This window comes from Flammeovirga sp. EKP202, assembly GCF_014534745.1.
Classification (GTDB): Bacteria; Bacteroidota; Bacteroidia; order Cytophagales; family Flammeovirgaceae; genus Flammeovirga.
On sequence record NZ_JACVVP010000071.1, the window covers coordinates 17,154 to 35,661 of the forward strand.

The following is an 18,508-nucleotide window of genomic DNA, read 5'->3' on the forward strand; positions in this document are numbered from 1 at the left end:
TATTTACAGTGATTTAAATATTTATTCTGTAAAAGAAAAAACCACCGGATCATAGACCCGATGGTTTGTAATAAGTGAATTTCGTTCTAATTCTATTATTTTTTGATCAACTTATTATACATTTCCACACTACCGTCTACTGTTAAAGTGTAGATATGCATTCCCGTCATTAATGACGATAAATCAATGATAGTTTCATGATTTCCACTACCTAATTGACCAAGTGAAATTGTTTGTTCCAATACTCCATTCATGTTATATATCTTGATCGATACATCACCTGACTTTATCATATTGAATGCGAAAGTAGTTTCACCAAACACTGGATTAGGATAGTTTCTTAAGTTCGTTTGACTTACAAAATCCTTATCAATTGATGTTGGTACTTCTACCTCAACTATTACATATAACATCGTCATTACTGATGCACCGTGAATGTCTGTTGCAATTAATGCCACTTCTGTTTCACCTTCAATCAATCCTAAAATTGCAAATTGACCTTGAGTTAAGCTAGCCATTACCACACCATCATCTGAAGTAGCAATACCAAACGTCAACTCATCTCCGTCTTCATCTGAGAAGATTTCTGATGGATCAAGGAAAGTTGGCAACACGCCAGGCTCTAGGTACAATGTATCTTGCTCTACTACAATTGGAGCTCTATTTACATTGTTCACCATTACATTGATTGCTGAAGTTGTAGCAATACCATGCTCATCTGTTACAGTTACATTGAATGAATGATCACCTGCACTCTCATAGTCTGTCACTAATTGAATTGACAATGTATCATTGTTTACATAACTACTGTCGATAAGAATGTGCTCATCTACTTCGAATGTGAAAGCATGACCGTCATAATCCATAGCAGTGATCATGAAAGTTGAATCCATTGCTTCATCCATTTCAATATTCGTTGGGAAGTCAACAAATTCAGGAGCATTGTTTAATGTCATCATTGCTGTTACTTCTTCAACTTCAGCAGTAACATCATTACTGATAAATTTGAATACTGCTTTTTCTGAAGTTGAAAGTGCATTTGCTGGCGTAAATAGAACATCTACATCTACAGATTCTCCTTGTGCCACTGTTCCTTCGAATGAAGATAAAGTAACCCATGGTGTGATTCTTTCTGACTGATGTAAAGCATTCATCCAAAGTAATAATGGGAATCTGCTGTCAGTTGTTACATCTAACCATCCGCCATTTACTTCAATGTATGAGATATCTGACATTGTCTCCGCTGATTCTACAAAACCTTGTGGTCTTGCAGGACCGAATGGATAAGTGATGATCATGTAAATTGTTTCACCTGGGTGGAACTGAAGAGATTTTTCTAATTCAAATGTGAATAACGCTCCTTCTAAATCATCAATTGCAGTTTCAGTTTCAAAAGACTGCTCATGTAAAATTGTAGGATTATTAATATCACCGATTCCGATCGCTATTTCTAATGTGGCATTCGCCATTCCTGCTGGTACATACCAAGTAGAAACATGTGACAAGTTAAAACCAGTATTAGGTGCCTTGAACTTCGTTAATGTACTGAAGCTGTTCGCTCCATAACCAATTCCACCTGCTTTCTCATAACCTTTGAAGTAGTTGATCTCATCATCAAACTCTTGAGCTGTTTGAATTCCTGTATTTTGAGATGCAATTACTGAAGCATTAAGTGATGCTGTATTGATTTCTGAATTAAACTTATTGAATACTGAAGTAGCGAAACCTGTTCTTACGAACTCAGACTCTACTGTATAATGTAAGTCAGATCCACCATCAACATTACTGATTGTAATTGTTTCAGTGATTACTTCTTCATTATCTAATGAAGAGGTATGAATAGTGTCGGTATCTACTACCATAGTAGGAGGTAAAATCAAGTTGGCTTTCACCACTACTGTATCTGTAAGACCCATTGCATCATTTACGACCATAGAATCTAAGAATGCACCGCTTGCTGTTGGTGTAAACGTAAATCTTGTTGGAAGATCTTCACCCGGAGCTAATGAAGGCCATGGTGAGAATAGAGGATCAAAGAAAGCTGTATTTTTCCATAATGGATCACCAAATGGATTTCCACTCCAGTCAAGGTTATAACCCCAAATTTCAATTGTAGGGTTTGTACCTCTGATCGACTTCATTTCGCCCAAGTTCAATCCTTTTGTACCAACATTTTGAGTATTTAATACTGTTTGAATTTGCTGTCCTTCAGACCACATTATATCACCTAAATCAATCACTTCTTCATCCCATTGTAAAGTAGCTACGCCGTTCACTGTTAAATGAACTGGAATTTCAACTTCTTCATTATTAGGAGATTCACTAATCAATCTTAATGTAGATTTATAGTTACCATCTAAAAGTTTCTCAGCATCAACTGCAAAATTCATTGTCTTAGATTCTCCTGCAGGAATAACAGTCTTCTCTGTTGGAGTGTATTCGATTACTAAACCGTCTCTGATATATGAACGGTAGAAGTTCACCATTACACCTTCAGTACCATCGTGGTTTTCTAATCCTATTGTTAACCACTTACTCCAGAAATCAACTCCTGGCTGATTCCAAGTCTTATACTGCATTTTGATTCTACCATCTTTGTAGAAAACAGTCTCAGCTGTAGCATGGCCACCTGAAATATTAGCAAAATGTTGATAACGTTCATAAGTCACCACAAATTTCTCTTCATCTTCATAGAACCAGATACCTTTAGTTGGAGTTTCATCATAATAATCTTCTCCACCTGCCATCCATATTGGTGCTACAAGGTTATTAATATCATGTGCAAAAGGAATTTCCAATGGATACCAAATCTTATCACCTAGAGGTGCACCATGGTAATAATTAAAACTCATTTGACCGTGAATACCAATGTAAATACTATCGTACTCAATACCATAATAGTTGAATGTAAATGGCAGTTTTTTAGCTTCCCAGTAGTCATCTAATTCGATTTCTAATTTTTCTCCATTTTTAGTAATATCAACCATTTGATAGGTTGGAGATTCTGGGTCTTCAAAACCTGATAATACTTTCATATTATCTTTCCAAGCATAAGAGTAAGTAGGAATTACGCTCATTGGCTGGATTTCTTTCTCTTCATATAACCAATGCGATCCCATTGGCAATACTTCTAAGTCTGCTTCACCTTCAGAGTTGTCCACTACAATTGAAAGTTGGTCTTTTTCACCTGCATTCAAAGTAAAGTAACGGTCTGAGTTGTCCACGCTGATCATTGGTGCATGAATAACATTTGCAGTTATAGGGAATGTATAAACTGTTCCTAACTCATCTGTTACGATTAAGTTATCTGACATTGCACCTGTAGCAGTTGCTGTAAATGATACCTTAATTGTTTCTGAAAGTCTTGGATCAATTGCAAATGATGTCTTATCAACTTCAAATGAACCGTTCTCAACTACTACTGATGTAAATGAAATTGGTTTATTTCCTTTATTTCTAAACATCACTGTCGAAGAAGGTGTAGCTGTTTTGAATACATCACCAAAGATGATTTCGTCTTTAGTTGTTGTCACTACTGCTTCACCACCACTTGTTACATCTGCATGTAATGTAAAGTGAGCTAACGGCGTTACTGGATCGTTTGTATAGATTGAAATGTTTTGAGTATTTCTCATTTCATCTAATCCTTCTGTCACTACATCATAAGCAATATCTACCGACTGACCTACTGGAACTACACCACTTGTACTGCTTAGGTTTCTAGCAATTTTTCTACCTGGGTGATTCACCTTAATCGTTACATTAGAACTCTTAGAAGTAAATAATTTCTCAGGTTGTTGTGAGTTTTCATAGATATAGAAACCATCTTTTTTATCAGGGCTTTCTACACCAATAAATGGCCAATTTGAGTTTCTAACTCCCCAAATATCTTTGTATCGGTACTCAACATTACCATCAGCATGCAATACAATTTGGTAAGTAATTTTATGAGATTCACCAAAATTATCCTCTTCAGGTTTTGTATACAGATTTTTGTATTCCATCACAATACGATCACCAAATCTCTTGTAAAGGAATTTAGTATCTAAACCAATATTTGTATACAAGTACAATCCAGCAACGTAACCATTGGACGTGAAATTTTGTCCTAATAATTTACCCCAGCTACCATTTACAGGGTCTTTTGTATCCAAAGCAATCATACCTACATGTGACACTTGCATTTTGTTTACCAAAGTATCATAGAATGGGAAATCAAACCCTAATTCAACTTCAATAAAATCAAGGAATGAATTATCTTTAAATTGCTTTGTGAAGTCAAGAACATCTTCCTGTCCATCTAACTCTTCCCATACAAAATTGTCCGTTACTAAATCCCATGAATAACCAAAGCGATGAACACCTTCTTCAACATTCTCCTCATAAACTGGAATTGAGTATTGTAGTGGATAATTACCTGAATTGTTGATTGTAAATACCCCTTTATCTGTATCTCCTAATGCTAAAGTATAAGTCTGTTCAGATGGAGTTAATTCAATTTTTGAAGGTTCAATTGCAGAAGCTACAACGTTAATTTCAAATGATCCTCCATAAGTAGCGTCAGTAAACACAAACTTAGCTGTTTCTGACCCCGCTTGAGTTGGAGTATATTTGATCTTAATTTGTCCAATTTTTCTAGAGTAGAAAGTATATGGCTTTTCAGAAAGCTCAAATGCCTCACTTCCTTCTTGCGTAACGTTATTTGCTAATTTGAAGATACCATAACCATAGTTACCTACCTCAATAATCAACTCTTTTTCTAAACCTACTTGAACACTACCAAAATCAACAATATCCAACGTTTTGATGTCTGATTTATGACCATCTACTCTTGTTGAAATATTAATTTTTTTCAATGGTTCTTCAGGATCATTTGACTCTACAAACATCACAGATGTATATGATCCATTCACTAATGTTGTAGCATCAATAGTTGCTGTAATTACTTGCTCTGAGTTACCTACAATATCACCTGAAGCAGGTTGTAATGTAATAAACTCACCTACTGATGGGTTTTCACTGATTGCTGAAACTAAATAAGCCTGAGTCTTATCACCAATTGCATCTACTAAGTAAGACCATGACTTCCCATCATCATTACTGTAGAACATCTTATCTTCACCTTCCTTAGAGAAGTTGTATTCACCAATGATTAAAGGATATTGGTTACCGGCTGGTACTTTTAAAACAATCCAGAATACCTCACCCTCAGAGAAATAAAGTTGTTCTTCTAATCCAAAATAATGGATTTTCCCTCCTTGTGGTTCTAATTCTGTTTCCCACTTCAAAGTTGCCGTACTTAAAATATTACCTTCGTAGATTTGAGCATAAGTAGTACCTTCAGAAAGATTATTTAAGAAAAATTCAATATGAGTCAAATTAAACCCTCCTTCAGGAGCAATATAAGCTGTTGCTGCTGTATTTGGCTTCGTAAGGTCAGTATCTCCAATAAAAAATGAAGGAGCAAACCATTTATTACAATACTCTAAATATTGTTTCTCAAATTCTTCCAAGTCTGGGTGTTGATCACTCAATGACATTACTTCTAAACGTGGAGAAGGTTGTACTCCTAATTTTGAAGCTTCAACCATTCGACCTGCTGAAATAGTTGAGTAATTTTTTGGGTAATGATTTTTATATCTTGTTTCTAAAGAATAAATCAATCTACCTTCTTCCTCATTCAAGAATGTAATCTCGTCTGAAGCAGTTGTTGAAGTCGCCACATCTGCAGTGATGGACATTGATGATTTAGAGAATGTCAACTTAGGGCCAAGGTTAGTTGCTCCATTAATTACAACAGACATTGGTGCTTTATTTTCCCATCTATCTTTTGCTACGATAGCAAATGAATAGGCTGTCTCCCCTTTCAATCCATCAATTTGTCTTACATTCCAGTCTCCAATAGCACTAGCAGAATTTACTCTTACTACAGTAGCTGTTTCTAAATCAAATTCTCCTTCAGAATAATAAATATCAAAAGTACTTGCCTGACCATCATCTTCATCAGCAGGAGTCATCCATTTTAATGCAATGTGATCAAAACCTTCATAAGCAATCTCAAAAGAAGAAACTGAATCTGGAGCAATTCCCTCATTTTCTCTTAAAGCAAAAGAAGCATCAATTCTTCCTGAACCTAACTGACCTAAATAATCAGGGTTTTGATCTTCAATAGAAACTACACCAGTCAATAACTGAGCTTTCAACTGATTAGGCGTCATTGTCTCACCACCTAAATGAGAAAGTACCAATGCTGCAACACCTGATACGTGAGGACAAGCCATTGAAGTACCTTGGTAGAATCCATAATCATTGCCAGGTAAAGTAGATAAAACACCATTTGTTAAATCTCCTGATGTTTCTCCTCCTGGTGCTGATAACTCAATCCAGTCACCATAATTAGAATAATCTGCTTTTTGATCTCGTGGGTTTGTAGAGGCTACAGTAAAACAAGGCTCATAATACCCAGGGTACCACTTTCCTGCATGATTATTATTACCTGATGCAAAAATAACAATACCACCTTTCATTGGTGAACCCTCGTAATCACCTGCTTCAGCAATAAAGTAATCAATAGCATCTAATACCACTTGATCAAAATATCCTTCAGAAGTATACCCCCATGAGTTTTGAGAGATTACTGCACCATTGTCAGCTGCATAAATATAAGAAGTAGCAACATCGATAAGCGGACCGCCCAAAATCTGGCAAGACATCAATAACGCACCTTGGTTTTCACCATCACCACCTGCAACACCTGCAACACCAACACCGTTATTGTTGACTGCCGCAACTGTACCTGCTACGTGTGTACCGTGACCTTGGGGTGCAATAGCTCCTGAAGCAGAAGCAAAGTTCCATCCATAGATGTCATCAATATATCCGTTACCATCTGAATCTTCACCTTCAACACCGTTTAACTCGGCTTCGTTGATCCACATGTTGGCTTTTAAGTCTTCGTGATTTACATCAATACCTTCATCATGAATAGAAACAATGATATTATTTGAACCCATTGTTGTTTCCCACGCTTTGAAAAGGTTGATATCAGCTCCTTTTGTCCAAGCTGTACTTGAACCATCATTACTGTAATGCCATTGTTTTGATAGTAATGGATCATTTACAGGAGCAGTTTCTGATAATGCTTGAATTTGATCTTTTGAAATAGGAGTGAACTTCGCATCAGGTTCAATCAAACGTTTTTCTCTGATTACCTCTGCAAGTTCTACATCATCAATTTGATTGAATGATTGGATAACGGCATCAATTGAAACGGAAGAAGATACTTCCATTTGGTACCATAAGTGTAATCCATGTTTTCTTAGCTTGTACTCAGTCTTAGCATTATATGGGAATACTCTCCTCATATTTTGAGCTTCGTACTGGCTGGCAGTAGCATCAAAAGCAGCGATTCCTAGTGTAGCAATTCCTCCATTCATTGGAGCTACCTGCAATCTTGCATCTGTTTGTTCTTTGAATTTGACTCTAATTACGCCTTGTGCAACCCCTTCTGAAAAGACAACGGGCTGTTGTGCATAAGTAATTGAGGTACTAAATACCCCAACTAAAAGGCATAACAAGACAGTCAATACCTTTGGTAAATGATTTCTCATTGATAGTCTGTTTAGCGGTTTAAAAATTGAATTGGCTAGAAATTATTTTAACCTTAATAGGTGCAGTAATTTCTGAAGCACGTCTGTCTCCTTTTTTCGTACTTCAATCATCTCTAGTAATCTTTCCTTATCTAAAGATTGATTACCCTTGCGAGATTTCTTCGTGTTCTTGTCAGACATATTTTCTGATAAAAGTTCATCGTTAGATCCCACACAATTTTAAGTCGTAAACAAGTGTAAATTCAAAAAACCATATGCTACATGTATCCAAATACACTACTACATCAGTGCTACATCAACATTAATAACAATAAAAAAATAAACCGCAAATAACTATTAATCAATAAAATAAGTCAATAACAATGTGTTTTATCTATTTTTAGTCAACAACAATAAAAACAAGACATTTTTCCATGAAAATGAGAGAAAAAATGAATTATCTTAAAAATTTAGATATAAAAAAGAGCCTAGAAGTAGGAGAAAGCAGGGCTTAGTACTGCATATTTTCAGTATAAACCAATTCTTACTTCAAGGCCCTTTTAATAAAAAAAATCGTTCTATTTTAATTGTCCATCATCGCTACCACTCTTGCTGGCGCTGCAGATGCTCCTACAATTTTCAACGGAAAAACAGCTACTTTAAAACCCGAATAAGGTAAAGCATCAAGGTTCACTAACTGCTCCATATGACAATATTCTTTTTCTTGTCCCACAAGATGAGCGTTCCAAAATAACTCTTTATCTCCTGTCTCTTTCGCTTGCTTTACTAGGTAAGGCAATGGCAAATCCCAACCCCAAGCGTCAATTCCCATCACTTTTATACCTTGATCAATTAAGAAGTGAGTCGCTTCTGCACTCATTCCTGTTCCTACTTTATGGAAATCTTCCGTACCGTTAAACTTATCACGACCTGTTTTAATCAAAACAATCATTCCTTCCTTTAATTCAAGATTATTCTCCAAAAGAAAATGTTCTATATCTTTTTGGGTAATCGGCTCAAAGTCTAGTTTGTGTTTCATATCAATCACAAGCCCTTCACCGTAACACCAATCCAACGGCACTTCATCAATGGTTTTCGCTTTTTGACCTGCTACAGTAGGAGAGTAGTGCCAAGGAGCATCAATATGTGTGGTAGAATGCACACCCATCTTTTTGATAGTGTCATCTGCCCAGCCTTCAAATCCTTTGGGAAATAATTTAAAGGGAAGACCAAAAAGACGGATCAGCCATTTTGCCTTTCGATGTGGCTTGTGTTTGATTTTCACACGCATAAACCACGGGTCTTTTTTGTTGAATTGAATTGGTTTAGAGAGATCAATAATTTTCATAGCTGACTATTAGTTTAAGTTTGGGAATAGTTTTAAGTCGTCAATGTTACGGATTTTTTTTGAGAAGTAAGCAGTAAGTCATTAAAAAAAGCCAACCCGAAACAGGTTGGCTTTTTCTTTCATGTAACCAAGTATTTAATCGTCCTATTTAATCTTACCCTCACTCGATAGGGCAAGACAAATGTCTTATATATTATTGTTCTATCAATTATAAATTAGATGACAAAGAATGGATAAGTATCCTTCTCTATCAGCGTATCTGCTAATTCTCTACGCAACACGTGTACGTTTTCTAATTCGTACTTTGTGAAACGTTTCAAGCCCATCAACATTACTTTTTGCTCATCGCCTTTGGCAATACCTGCAATTGCTTCTCTACCTGAAGTAGCAATTTGCTCCGCTGCTTCACGGATAAATACTTTTGAAATATTGATTTGCTCTTTGCAAGCTTCCTCACCTTTTTCTTCTACCATTTTTTCTGTACGAAGCATTGCTGATTCTGCTGCATAAATCTGAATCAACATATCCGCAACATTCATTAGAATTTCTTGCTCATCGTTGATTTTTGCTTCAAATACTTGAACCGCTCTACCTGCTACCATTAAGGCCGCTTTTTTCAAACGCTTCAAAATATCTTTTTCAATGTTGAATAATACTGAAGCATCTATTGTTTCAAATGATGGAACTGAAGTCAGCTCTTTAGCAACGTCCATTGCAGGCGTTACGATATCCAATTCACCTTTCATCGCACGCTTGATCATCATACCTACTAAAAGCATACGGTTGATTTCATTCGTACCTTCATAAATTCTTGATATACGAGCATCACGGTAGGCTCTTTCCATTGGTGCATCTGCTGAGAAGCCCATACCACCATAGACCTGAACACCTTCATCTACTACAAAATCCAATGTTTCTGAACCGAAGACTTTAAGGATAGCACACTCGATAGCGAATTGCTCTACACCTTTCAGTTTCGCTTTTGCTTCATCCATACCGCTTGATAATAATTCTTCAGTATGGTCTTCTATATTTTGTCCAGCTCTGTAACACATCGACTCAATTACATAAGTCTTCGTAGCCATTTGAGCTATTTTTTGCTTGATTGCTCCAAAGTTTGCGATAGGCTGTTTGAACTGCTTACGCTCTTTAGAATATCTGATAGAATGGTCGATCACTGCACGACAACCACCTAACACACCAGCACCTAACTTCGCTCTACCGATGTTCAAGATGTTAACGGCAATCTTAAATCCGTTTCCTCTTTCTGAAAGCATGTTTTCAACAGGCACTGCAGTTTCGTTGAAGAATACTTGACGAGTAGAAGAACCTTTTATACCCAATTTCTCTTCCTCTTCGTTCATCGTAATGTCACCAAACGACTTTTCTACTATAAATGCCGTGTGGTTTTTATCGTCTTCGATTTTTGCGAAAACAATAAATAAGTCAGCAAAACCTGCGTTAGAAATCCACATTTTCTGTCCTGTAAGCAGGTAGTGTTTTCCATCTTCAGTTAATACTGCTTTTGTTTTACCAGAATTAGCATCAGATCCTGCATCAGGTTCTGTCAGTGCGTAAGCGGCTGCCCATTCGCCTGTTGCTAATTTTGGAAGATATTTTTCTTTTTGCTCTTCTGTACCGTAATAAAGGATTGGCAAAGTACCAATACCTGTATGTGCACCGTAAGTTGTTGAAAATGAACCTGCTTCACCAAATACATCTGCAATTAACATAGAAGTATTAAAGCTCATTCCTAAGCCACCCATGTCTTCAGGAACAGAAATACCTAATAATCCTAAGTCACCAGCTTTGGCAAAAATTTGTTCTACTAATTCCCAGTTATGTCCATCAATTTCTTTGGCTTTTGGTGTGATTTCCTGATCGATAAAATCTTTTGTGGCTTGTGCCATCATCACCTGCTCTTCTGAAAATTCTTCTGGCGTAAAAATCTCATTCGCCTCTGTTTCGCGGATCAAAAACTCACCGCCTTTAATTGCTTTTTTATTGGTTACAGTATTCATTGATCTGTATAAATTTTGTGTGTTGTTATTTTGGATGAGAATAAACTACTCGTGTTTATTCATGTATTGTTTATTGGATGTGTGTATCTTAATTATTCTGCAATGATGAATGTATTACAAAAACAACCATTCACTTAAAAACGTATGCTTGCATAACATTCATTTTCAAATATATGAAAATTATTATGCAAGCATAACAAAAAGGAGAAAAAAATGTGATTTTAACGCTTATTTTTTTTGAAAAAGGTGTTTTTGGGTGAAAATGAAGTAGCTCAACACACTTTTTTATAAGAATCATTAAAATGTATTTACAATTATGACTAATCTCACTTATGTACTCACGTTTGCATTGTATTTTTGCGAAGTTGAAGGATTAGGGGGTTAGAAGAATTGGATTCAATAACTTATCAACACTTTTGACTGTTTATAGGAAACAAAAAAGAACAAACAATGAGCGATTTTTTTTATCAGAAGCCTTTCCCGATAAAGGACGACACTACAAAGTATAGATTATTAACCAAAGATTATGTTTCTACAATTGAAGTAGACGGACGTAAGTTTTTGAAAGTAGACCCTAAAGGTCTTGAACTACTTTCTCAAGAAGCAATGGCGGATGTATCTTTCTACCTTCGTACAGCTCACTTAGAAAAAGTAGCTAAAATCTTAGACGACCCTGAAGCTTCTGATAACGATCGTTTTGTTGCTCGTACATTGTTAGAAAATGCAGCTGTAGCAGCAGAAGGACAATTACCTTCTTGCCAAGATACAGGTACTGCAATCGTTGTTGGTAAAAAAGGTGAAGGCGTAATTACAGGTTCAAATGATGCTGAAGCGTTATCGCGTGGTATCTATGAAACATACAAGGAAAGAAACCTTCGTTATTCTCAAGTTGTTCCTTTGACAATGACTGAAGAGAAAAACACAGGTACTAACCTTCCTGCTCAGATCGACATCTACTCAGAGCAAGGTAACTCTTATGAGTTCTTGTTTATGGCAAAAGGTGGTGGATCTGCTAACAAAACTTTCCTTTACCAACAAACGAAAGCGTTGTTGAACGAAGAAAGCTTAACGGCATTTGTAAAGGAAAAATTAAAATCAATTGGTACTGCGGCTTGTCCTCCTTATCACTTAGCGTTTGTAGTAGGTGGTACTTCTGCTGAAGCAAACATGGCTACAGTGAAGAAAGCATCTGCAGGTTACTATGACCACTTACCAACTGAAGGTAACATGGGCGGTCAAGCGTTCCGTGATGTAGAGTGGGAAGAAAAAATTCAAAAGATCTGTCAAGAGAGTTTAATCGGTGCTCAGTTCGGTGGTAAATACTTCACTCACGATGTGAAAGTAATTCGTTTACCTCGTCACGCTGCATCTTGCCCAGTAGGTATTGGTGTTTCTTGTTCAGCTGACCGTAACATCAAAGCAAAAATCAACGAAGATGGTATCTGGTTAGAAGAATTAGAAAAAGATCCACGCCGTTTGATTCCTACTGAAGAATCACAAATGGACAACCCAGTTGAAATCGACTTGAACCGTCCAATGGATGAGGTATTAGCTGAATTGACGAAATACCCTATCAAAACTCGTTTGAACTTGAAAGGTACATTGATCGTAGCTCGTGATATCGCTCACGCTCGTATCAAAGAAATGTTGGACAACGGTGAAGAGATGCCAGAGTACTTCAAGAATCACCCAATCTACTATGCTGGTCCTGCGAAAACGCCAGAAGGAATGCCTTCAGGTTCATTTGGACCAACTACTGCCGGTAGAATGGACCCTTATGTAGGACCTTTCCAAGCAAAACGTGGTTCAATGATCATGTTGGCAAAAGGTAACCGTTCGCAACAAGTAACAGACGCTTGTAACGAGCACGGTGGATTCTACTTAGGTTCAATTGGTGGCCCTGCTGCAATCCTTGCAAAAGAGAACATCAAATCTGTGGAGTTAGTTGACTTTGAAGATTTAGGAATGGAAGCGGTTCGTAAGATCGAAATCGAAAACTTCCCAGCCTTCATCATCGTTGACGATAAAGGAAATGACTTCTTCGCAGAATTATAATTCTGAATTATATAGATTTCATATATATAGATCCCTTGCAGTGTATGCTGTAAGGGATTTTTTTTAACATCTTCCTAAAAGCCCATTTATAAAATCATCCCAACATTCAGTCAAGAAATAATCAGTTATAAAAATTGTTGCCAATAGTAGAATAAGTTTTATTGCTTTAGTTTTCATCTTGAATTAAAAGATTTTATCTCCGATATAAATTCCAAACTGATAGCCATTTTGAATGGCCTTTATCACTGCCAAAACAATTAGTATACCTATTAAAACTTGTCCTGATTTTGTCTTTGAGAAAATTATTAGTTCTTCTTTTTTCATAAAATATAGTTTTAAAGTTCTTCCTTATTTAAAAAAATTACTTCAGCATTCATCATCCACCTAAATTGACCACTATCTTTCCATTGTCCTAAAGATGAAGTCCTAGTCAATCCCTTTTTCCCTGTCATCCCAATATAAGGCACTGAGGTGTCAGGACTTACCCACTGAAAGGCTATATAGAATGGCTGATCAGTAACAATATTTTGCTCATTAAGGTCAACATAAACCCAACCTCTATCCAAATTTGATTCAAGTACAGCTTGTTTTTTAATTAGGGGCCTACCAGGTAACCCTGTTTGAGGATCTTCTTCATAAATTTTGATAAGTAACTTAAACTCCTTGCTTTCTCTATTACTTATAAAAACTCCTACTTTATTAATGAGAACATTTTTCTTTTTAGAATCAAATCTTTTTGCTATTTCAGTTCCTTCTTTCCCTCCAAAAACAAAACCTGTTTCATTCGTTTTTCCTTTATCACCCAATACCTTTTTCTTCAAATGCTCTTTTTTACTAAATATTAAAATTTCTTCTAAAACACTTTCTTTTGGCGTCACGACAATATTAGGGTTCAAAATAAATTGCTTTAAAGGAATTTCAAGCTTCTCATAAGCTACATGTTGTATCGTTAATATGGCATCCTCTGATATAGAAGGAGGAAAAGACAATTCAAAATATCCATAGTGATTGGTGATTGTTCCATATTCTGAATTTACAATACCGACTGCTGCATATTCTAGATTCTCTTTCGTGGTACTTTTTATACTGCCATGAATATATTTTTTCAATAATGGTAAAGAATGCTTTTGGGTAGCTTGATCTTTAAGATAACCAATACCTACCAAATTGACAGAAGTTTTCTCATAAACATCTAGTAGTTGATTTACTCTTTCTGTTAGTTCAGCTTTACTTTTATAGTTCTTCCCTGAAATATCATTACACTCTGTAATATACATCCCCTGAAGATGCGCTAAAACTCCTTCATATTTTTTAATGGATACAAGCTCTAAATCAAGTGTTTGAGCACTCATCTTAAAAAGTACACTTAATTTAGTACTATCATGACAGCTAAACTCAAAGAGCCACCTATCAACTTTAATACTATCTAATCCTGCTATTGATTTATCGATGAGTTGTTTTCTATTGGCTTCATAATTAAAGTTATGCTTAGATTGTGAGAAAACTGAAAAAGAAATTAAACTTAATAATAAAAAGAGAGTACACTGTTGAGGCACTGATTTAGTTTGCATTTTATAGGTAAATTAGTTTTTGAGCTTTAAAGATATAAAAAATCCTTCAATTACTAATTTCAATAATTGAAGGATTAAAACGGGCTTTTATTTATAATACCCTTTACTCTGAATCAAGGTTCTCACGCCCTCAGGTACCATGTATCTAAAGTCTTTATCCTCTTTGATACAGTTTCTAATATATGTAGCAGAAATATCGACCATTGGAGCCTCAATCATCTTTACATTATGATGTTCTTTCAAATCAGAAGGTTTAGCATGTGGTCTTGGATAAACTAACAATCCATAATCTTCCAAAATGATTTCATGGTGCTTCCACTTCCTGAATCCTGAAAGGTTATCTTCACCAACTATTACTTTAAAAGAGTGTTTAGGGTTCTTTTCTTGAAGATAAACCAATGTATCCACTGTATAGCTCGGTTTAGGCATTCTAAATTCAATATCTGAAGCTCTAAACTTATAATTATCTTGAATGGCGGCGTTGACCATATCTAAACGATCAAACTCATGAAGCAATGATCCTCTTTTCTTAAAAGGATTGTGAGGGGAAACGACAAACCATACTTCATCCACTTCACCACTTTGAATCATGGCATTGGCAAGTATCAAGTGCCCAATATGAATGGGGTTAAATGAACCAAAAAATAATCCTGTCTTCATTGTGTAATTATTATTTCTTCCAACCTCTCAACATTTCACGCTTACCTGGAGGGCCTGGATAACGTTCTACTTCGTAACCAACGCTTACCAAGTCTCTACGAAGCTGTCCTTTGGCACAATACGTCACAAACAAGCCCTCTTGCTTATTTACTGCAAAGCATTTTGTAAGGTTCTCAACATACCATACTTCCGGCTGTTTGTTAGGAGCAAAAGCATCAAAGAAAATAACATCAAATGAATTTTCTTCTCCTTCAAATTCCTGTAGCGTTGCTTTCTTTTTCGTTAAAATAAAATTGGGTAAGATTGCTACTTCTTTTTCCCATTCACAAGCATGTACTGTTTTGAAATAAGAGGTCAGTTCATCCTCTAATAAATCAGTATAATTCAGCCCTTTAATCAAGTCTTCATTTAAAGGAAAAGGCTCTAAAGTAATCATATGGAATGTATGGTCGGGGTGTTTCAATGCTTGTTCTATCATTAGAATTACATTTAATCCAGTACCCATACCTACTTCAAGAATAGAAGTTTTATCTTTTCCTTCCTTCACATCTTCCCAACCTGATTTGATAAATACATATCTCGACTCAGTCAATGCTCCATGATTCGAATGATAGGTTTCATTCAATTGTTCATTAAACAAAGAACTTGAACCGTCGCTTGTTTCTATGATCTTGATATTTCCCATTGTACTTTTCGTTTTATACAAAAAGAGACCACCCTTGTGAGGCAGTCTCTTTTACTTTATGTTGAAAGTTCCTAGAAGAACTTGTAACGCTCGTCTTTAACATCAGAAAGCTCTTTTACAGCCTCTAAGATGTTGTAGTTAGCAGATCTGTTGTATCTGTTTTCTACTTGAGTTTGGTAGATTGAGTAATCTGCAGTTTCTAAAGCTTTGTCCGCTTTTCTTACTTTGATTACTACTACGCTGTTCTCATCAACGATTGGCTTCGATACCTCACCTTCTTTTAATCCAAATGCAGTACCAATTGTTTTTGGAGCAATACCAATACCTTGGATCGATACGTCATTTAAAGAAAGATCAGAAGCGATATCCGCTTTAGCACCGTTTCCGTAAGCTTTTCTCATGTCCTCGATAGAACCTGATAAACCAGCTAATTTAGAAGTGATGTATTCTGCTTTCTTTTCTTTTTTCGCTTGAACCATCGCTTCGTTTTGAACATCAGCAAAATCAGCTACACCTTCTTCACGAGCTGTCATTAAAGTAGCGACAACGAAACGATCATCTAAGTCAAATACTTCTGATACATCATCGATACCTGCTTCATTGTATGCCCAACGGATCACTTGTCTCACTGAGTTACCTCTTAAGCTGTTGATGAAAGTTGCTGAAGGAGCAATTGTTAAAGCTTGCTCGATGAAGATCTTTTGCTCTTCTGCTAACTCTTCAAATGCTTTTCTACCACCTTTTGCTGAAGCAGCAAATACTGATGCCTTACGGTAAGCTTCGTTGATTGTAGCGTCTGAAGCAGATAATTTCTTTTCTACTACTGCTAACTCAAACTGCTCTTTTGTTTTTGTCTCAGTTACTTTGATGATATGGTAACCGAAAGAAGTTTTTACTAATCTTGAGATCAAACCAGTTTTTCTTGCTGAGAATACTGCTTTGTCAAACTCAGGAACCATACGTCCTTCTGAGAACCACTGTAAGTCACCACCTCTTGATTTAGTAGTAGGAGCTGCATCACCTACTTTCTTCGCTAATTCTTCGAAGTTTTCACCACCTTGGATTTTTCTTAAAGTAGCTAATGCTTCTTTCTTTGCTTTCGCATCATCTTTATCATTTTTGAATAAGATATGTGAAGCTCTAGCAGAGTAAACTGTATCTTCTGAAGTACCTAATACTTTGTAGTTTCTGAATGAACCTGCAGCGAAGTGAGGACCGTAAACTTTACCTTCTTCTAACTCGTCTGCATCTAAAACTGTAGGAAGACCTGTCATGTTCGCTGACAAGAATTTAGTTGCTCCTTCAGTATTTGCTTCAACGAAAGCTGTGTCGTTTGAAGTTCTTTCGAATGCTCTAGCAAGATCTTGCATATCTGCCTCTAAGTTCTTCTTATCAGCATCAGATGGCTTCACTTGGAAGCTTACAAATTCAATACCTCTGTTGGCATCACGCTTAAACTCTTCTTTGTTGGCGTTGTAGTATGCTTTCGCATCAGACTCAGAAGTATTAACTACTGAATCAGGAACACTGTAAAAAGGAACGTTTAAGTAAGCGATTTCAACTTTATCGTTTTGTTTTTCATATTCTTTCTTTCCTTCTAAGTCAGAAGCAAAGTAAGTTCTTGAAATAAGATTTTCGTATTTGATTCTAGTACGAGACGTTTTCAATTGTTGCTCGAAGCTTAAGAACTGTTGGTACTGAGGAGAGTTAGGACCTTGTTGCTTTAAAGAAGCAAGGTACATTTTGATATTCTCTCTGCTTACTTCACCAGTTGAATCTCTGAAGTACTGACCAAATTCTGGAGCAATGTTGTTACCAGAAATGATATCGTCTAATTCTTCCGGAGAAATTGTAACACCAAGCTCTTCCATTTGTTGACCATAAGCAACACGATAGATTAACTCGTTCCAAGCCATTTGACGAACACCTTGCATTTGTTGTTCGTTTGGAGGTGTAGGGTAATTGCCTTTTATAGCGTCGACAATCTCACTGAATTGTCTTAATTCAATGTCTTGACCACCTATAACACCAACAATTTGTTTGTTGCTACCTAATAATCTTGAGTTTGGTGACATTAAGTCGCCCCCCACCATAAATAAAATCAGACCTATTGCGATCAATCCAACTGCAACGCCAGACTTTTCTCGGATCTTCGTAATTATTGCCATGATAAACTAAAAAAAAATGCTTTATATATGAATCTGTTCGTATTTAAATCTTAATGTTTTTACGCCCTAATTTCCAAACACTCCGCCATTTGACCGTCTCACTTGAAAATTAGCCCGAAGTCACTAAGTGATAATAAAAACATGCAAATGTAAGAAGTTTCAATCATTCAGCACCAATAAATACAAAAAAATGTAAGGATAACACCAAAAAAGACATAAAAAAAAGCCTAACAGAAATTCTGTTAGGCTTTTAGAGCGAAAAACGGGGTTCGAACCCGCGACCTCAACCTTGGCAAGGTTGCGCTCTACCAGCTGAGCTATTTTCGCATACTTTGTACCAGGAGTGGGAATCGAACCCACACGAGGTTGCCCTCACAAGATTTTAAGTCTTGCGCGTCTACCAGTTCCGCC

9 protein-coding genes and 1 tRNA gene are annotated in these 18,508 nt (G+C 36.3%); 1 reads left to right on the forward strand and 9 read right to left on the reverse strand.

The annotated features are described in order from the left end of the window. Positions 1–95 precede the first annotated feature (95 nt). The 3 genes from IC221_RS26685 to IC221_RS26695 form a co-directional block, all read right to left on the reverse strand. The gene (locus tag IC221_RS26685) at positions 96–7,610 is read right to left on the reverse strand and encodes a S8 family serine peptidase (RefSeq protein WP_188171868.1); all 7,515 of its coding nucleotides are present in this window, start codon (positions 7,608–7,610) and stop codon (positions 96–98) included. 562 nt (positions 7,611–8,172) lie between these two features. After that, a complete protein-coding gene (locus tag IC221_RS26690) occupies positions 8,173–8,937 on the reverse strand; it encodes a cyclase family protein (RefSeq protein ID WP_188171869.1) in 765 nt (254 codons plus the stop codon). Between the two features lie 215 nt (positions 8,938–9,152). After that, entirely contained in the window at positions 9,153–10,958 is a 1,806-nt protein-coding gene (locus tag IC221_RS26695; protein ID WP_188171870.1) for an acyl-CoA dehydrogenase family protein, read from the reverse strand. Between the two features lie 450 nt (positions 10,959–11,408). Here IC221_RS26695 and IC221_RS26700 point away from each other — a divergent pair, with 450 nt between their 5' ends. Further along, positions 11,409–13,013 carry a fumarate hydratase gene (locus IC221_RS26700; protein ID WP_188171871.1) on the forward strand — a complete coding sequence of 535 codons (1,605 nt, stop codon included), beginning with the start codon at positions 11,409–11,411 and terminating at the stop codon, positions 13,011–13,013. 183 nt (positions 13,014–13,196) lie between these two features. Here the strand turns inward: IC221_RS26700 and IC221_RS26705 are convergent, their stop codons facing one another. The 6 genes from IC221_RS26705 to IC221_RS26730 all read right to left on the reverse strand — a co-directional run bounded on the left by IC221_RS26705 (position 13,197) and on the right by IC221_RS26730 (position 18,424). Next, positions 13,197–13,337 (reverse strand): hypothetical protein, encoded by a 141-nt coding sequence (locus IC221_RS26705; protein WP_188171872.1) that lies wholly within the window; start codon positions 13,335–13,337, stop codon positions 13,197–13,199. Positions 13,338–13,348: 11 nt separating this feature from the next. Continuing rightward, positions 13,349–14,584: a carboxypeptidase-like regulatory domain-containing protein gene (locus IC221_RS26710; RefSeq protein ID WP_188171873.1), complete on the reverse strand. Its 1,236-nt coding sequence runs from the start codon at positions 14,582–14,584 to the stop codon at positions 13,349–13,351. A gap of 87 nt (positions 14,585–14,671) precedes the next feature. Then, positions 14,672–15,244 carry a nicotinate (nicotinamide) nucleotide adenylyltransferase gene (nadD, locus tag IC221_RS26715; protein ID WP_188171874.1) on the reverse strand — a complete coding sequence of 191 codons (573 nt, stop codon included), beginning with the start codon at positions 15,242–15,244 and terminating at the stop codon, positions 14,672–14,674. Between the two features lie 10 nt (positions 15,245–15,254). Then, positions 15,255–15,929 carry a tRNA (5-methylaminomethyl-2-thiouridine)(34)-methyltransferase MnmD gene (gene mnmD, locus IC221_RS26720; RefSeq protein ID WP_188171875.1) on the reverse strand — a complete coding sequence of 225 codons (675 nt, stop codon included), beginning with the start codon at positions 15,927–15,929 and terminating at the stop codon, positions 15,255–15,257. A 71-nt stretch (positions 15,930–16,000) separates the two neighbouring features. Next, positions 16,001–18,097 carry a peptidylprolyl isomerase gene (locus IC221_RS26725; protein WP_188171876.1) on the reverse strand — a complete coding sequence of 699 codons (2,097 nt, stop codon included), beginning with the start codon at positions 18,095–18,097 and terminating at the stop codon, positions 16,001–16,003. A gap of 254 nt (positions 18,098–18,351) precedes the next feature. Then, positions 18,352–18,424, reverse strand: a tRNA-Gly gene (locus IC221_RS26730). Positions 18,425–18,508: the final 84 nt, after the last annotated feature.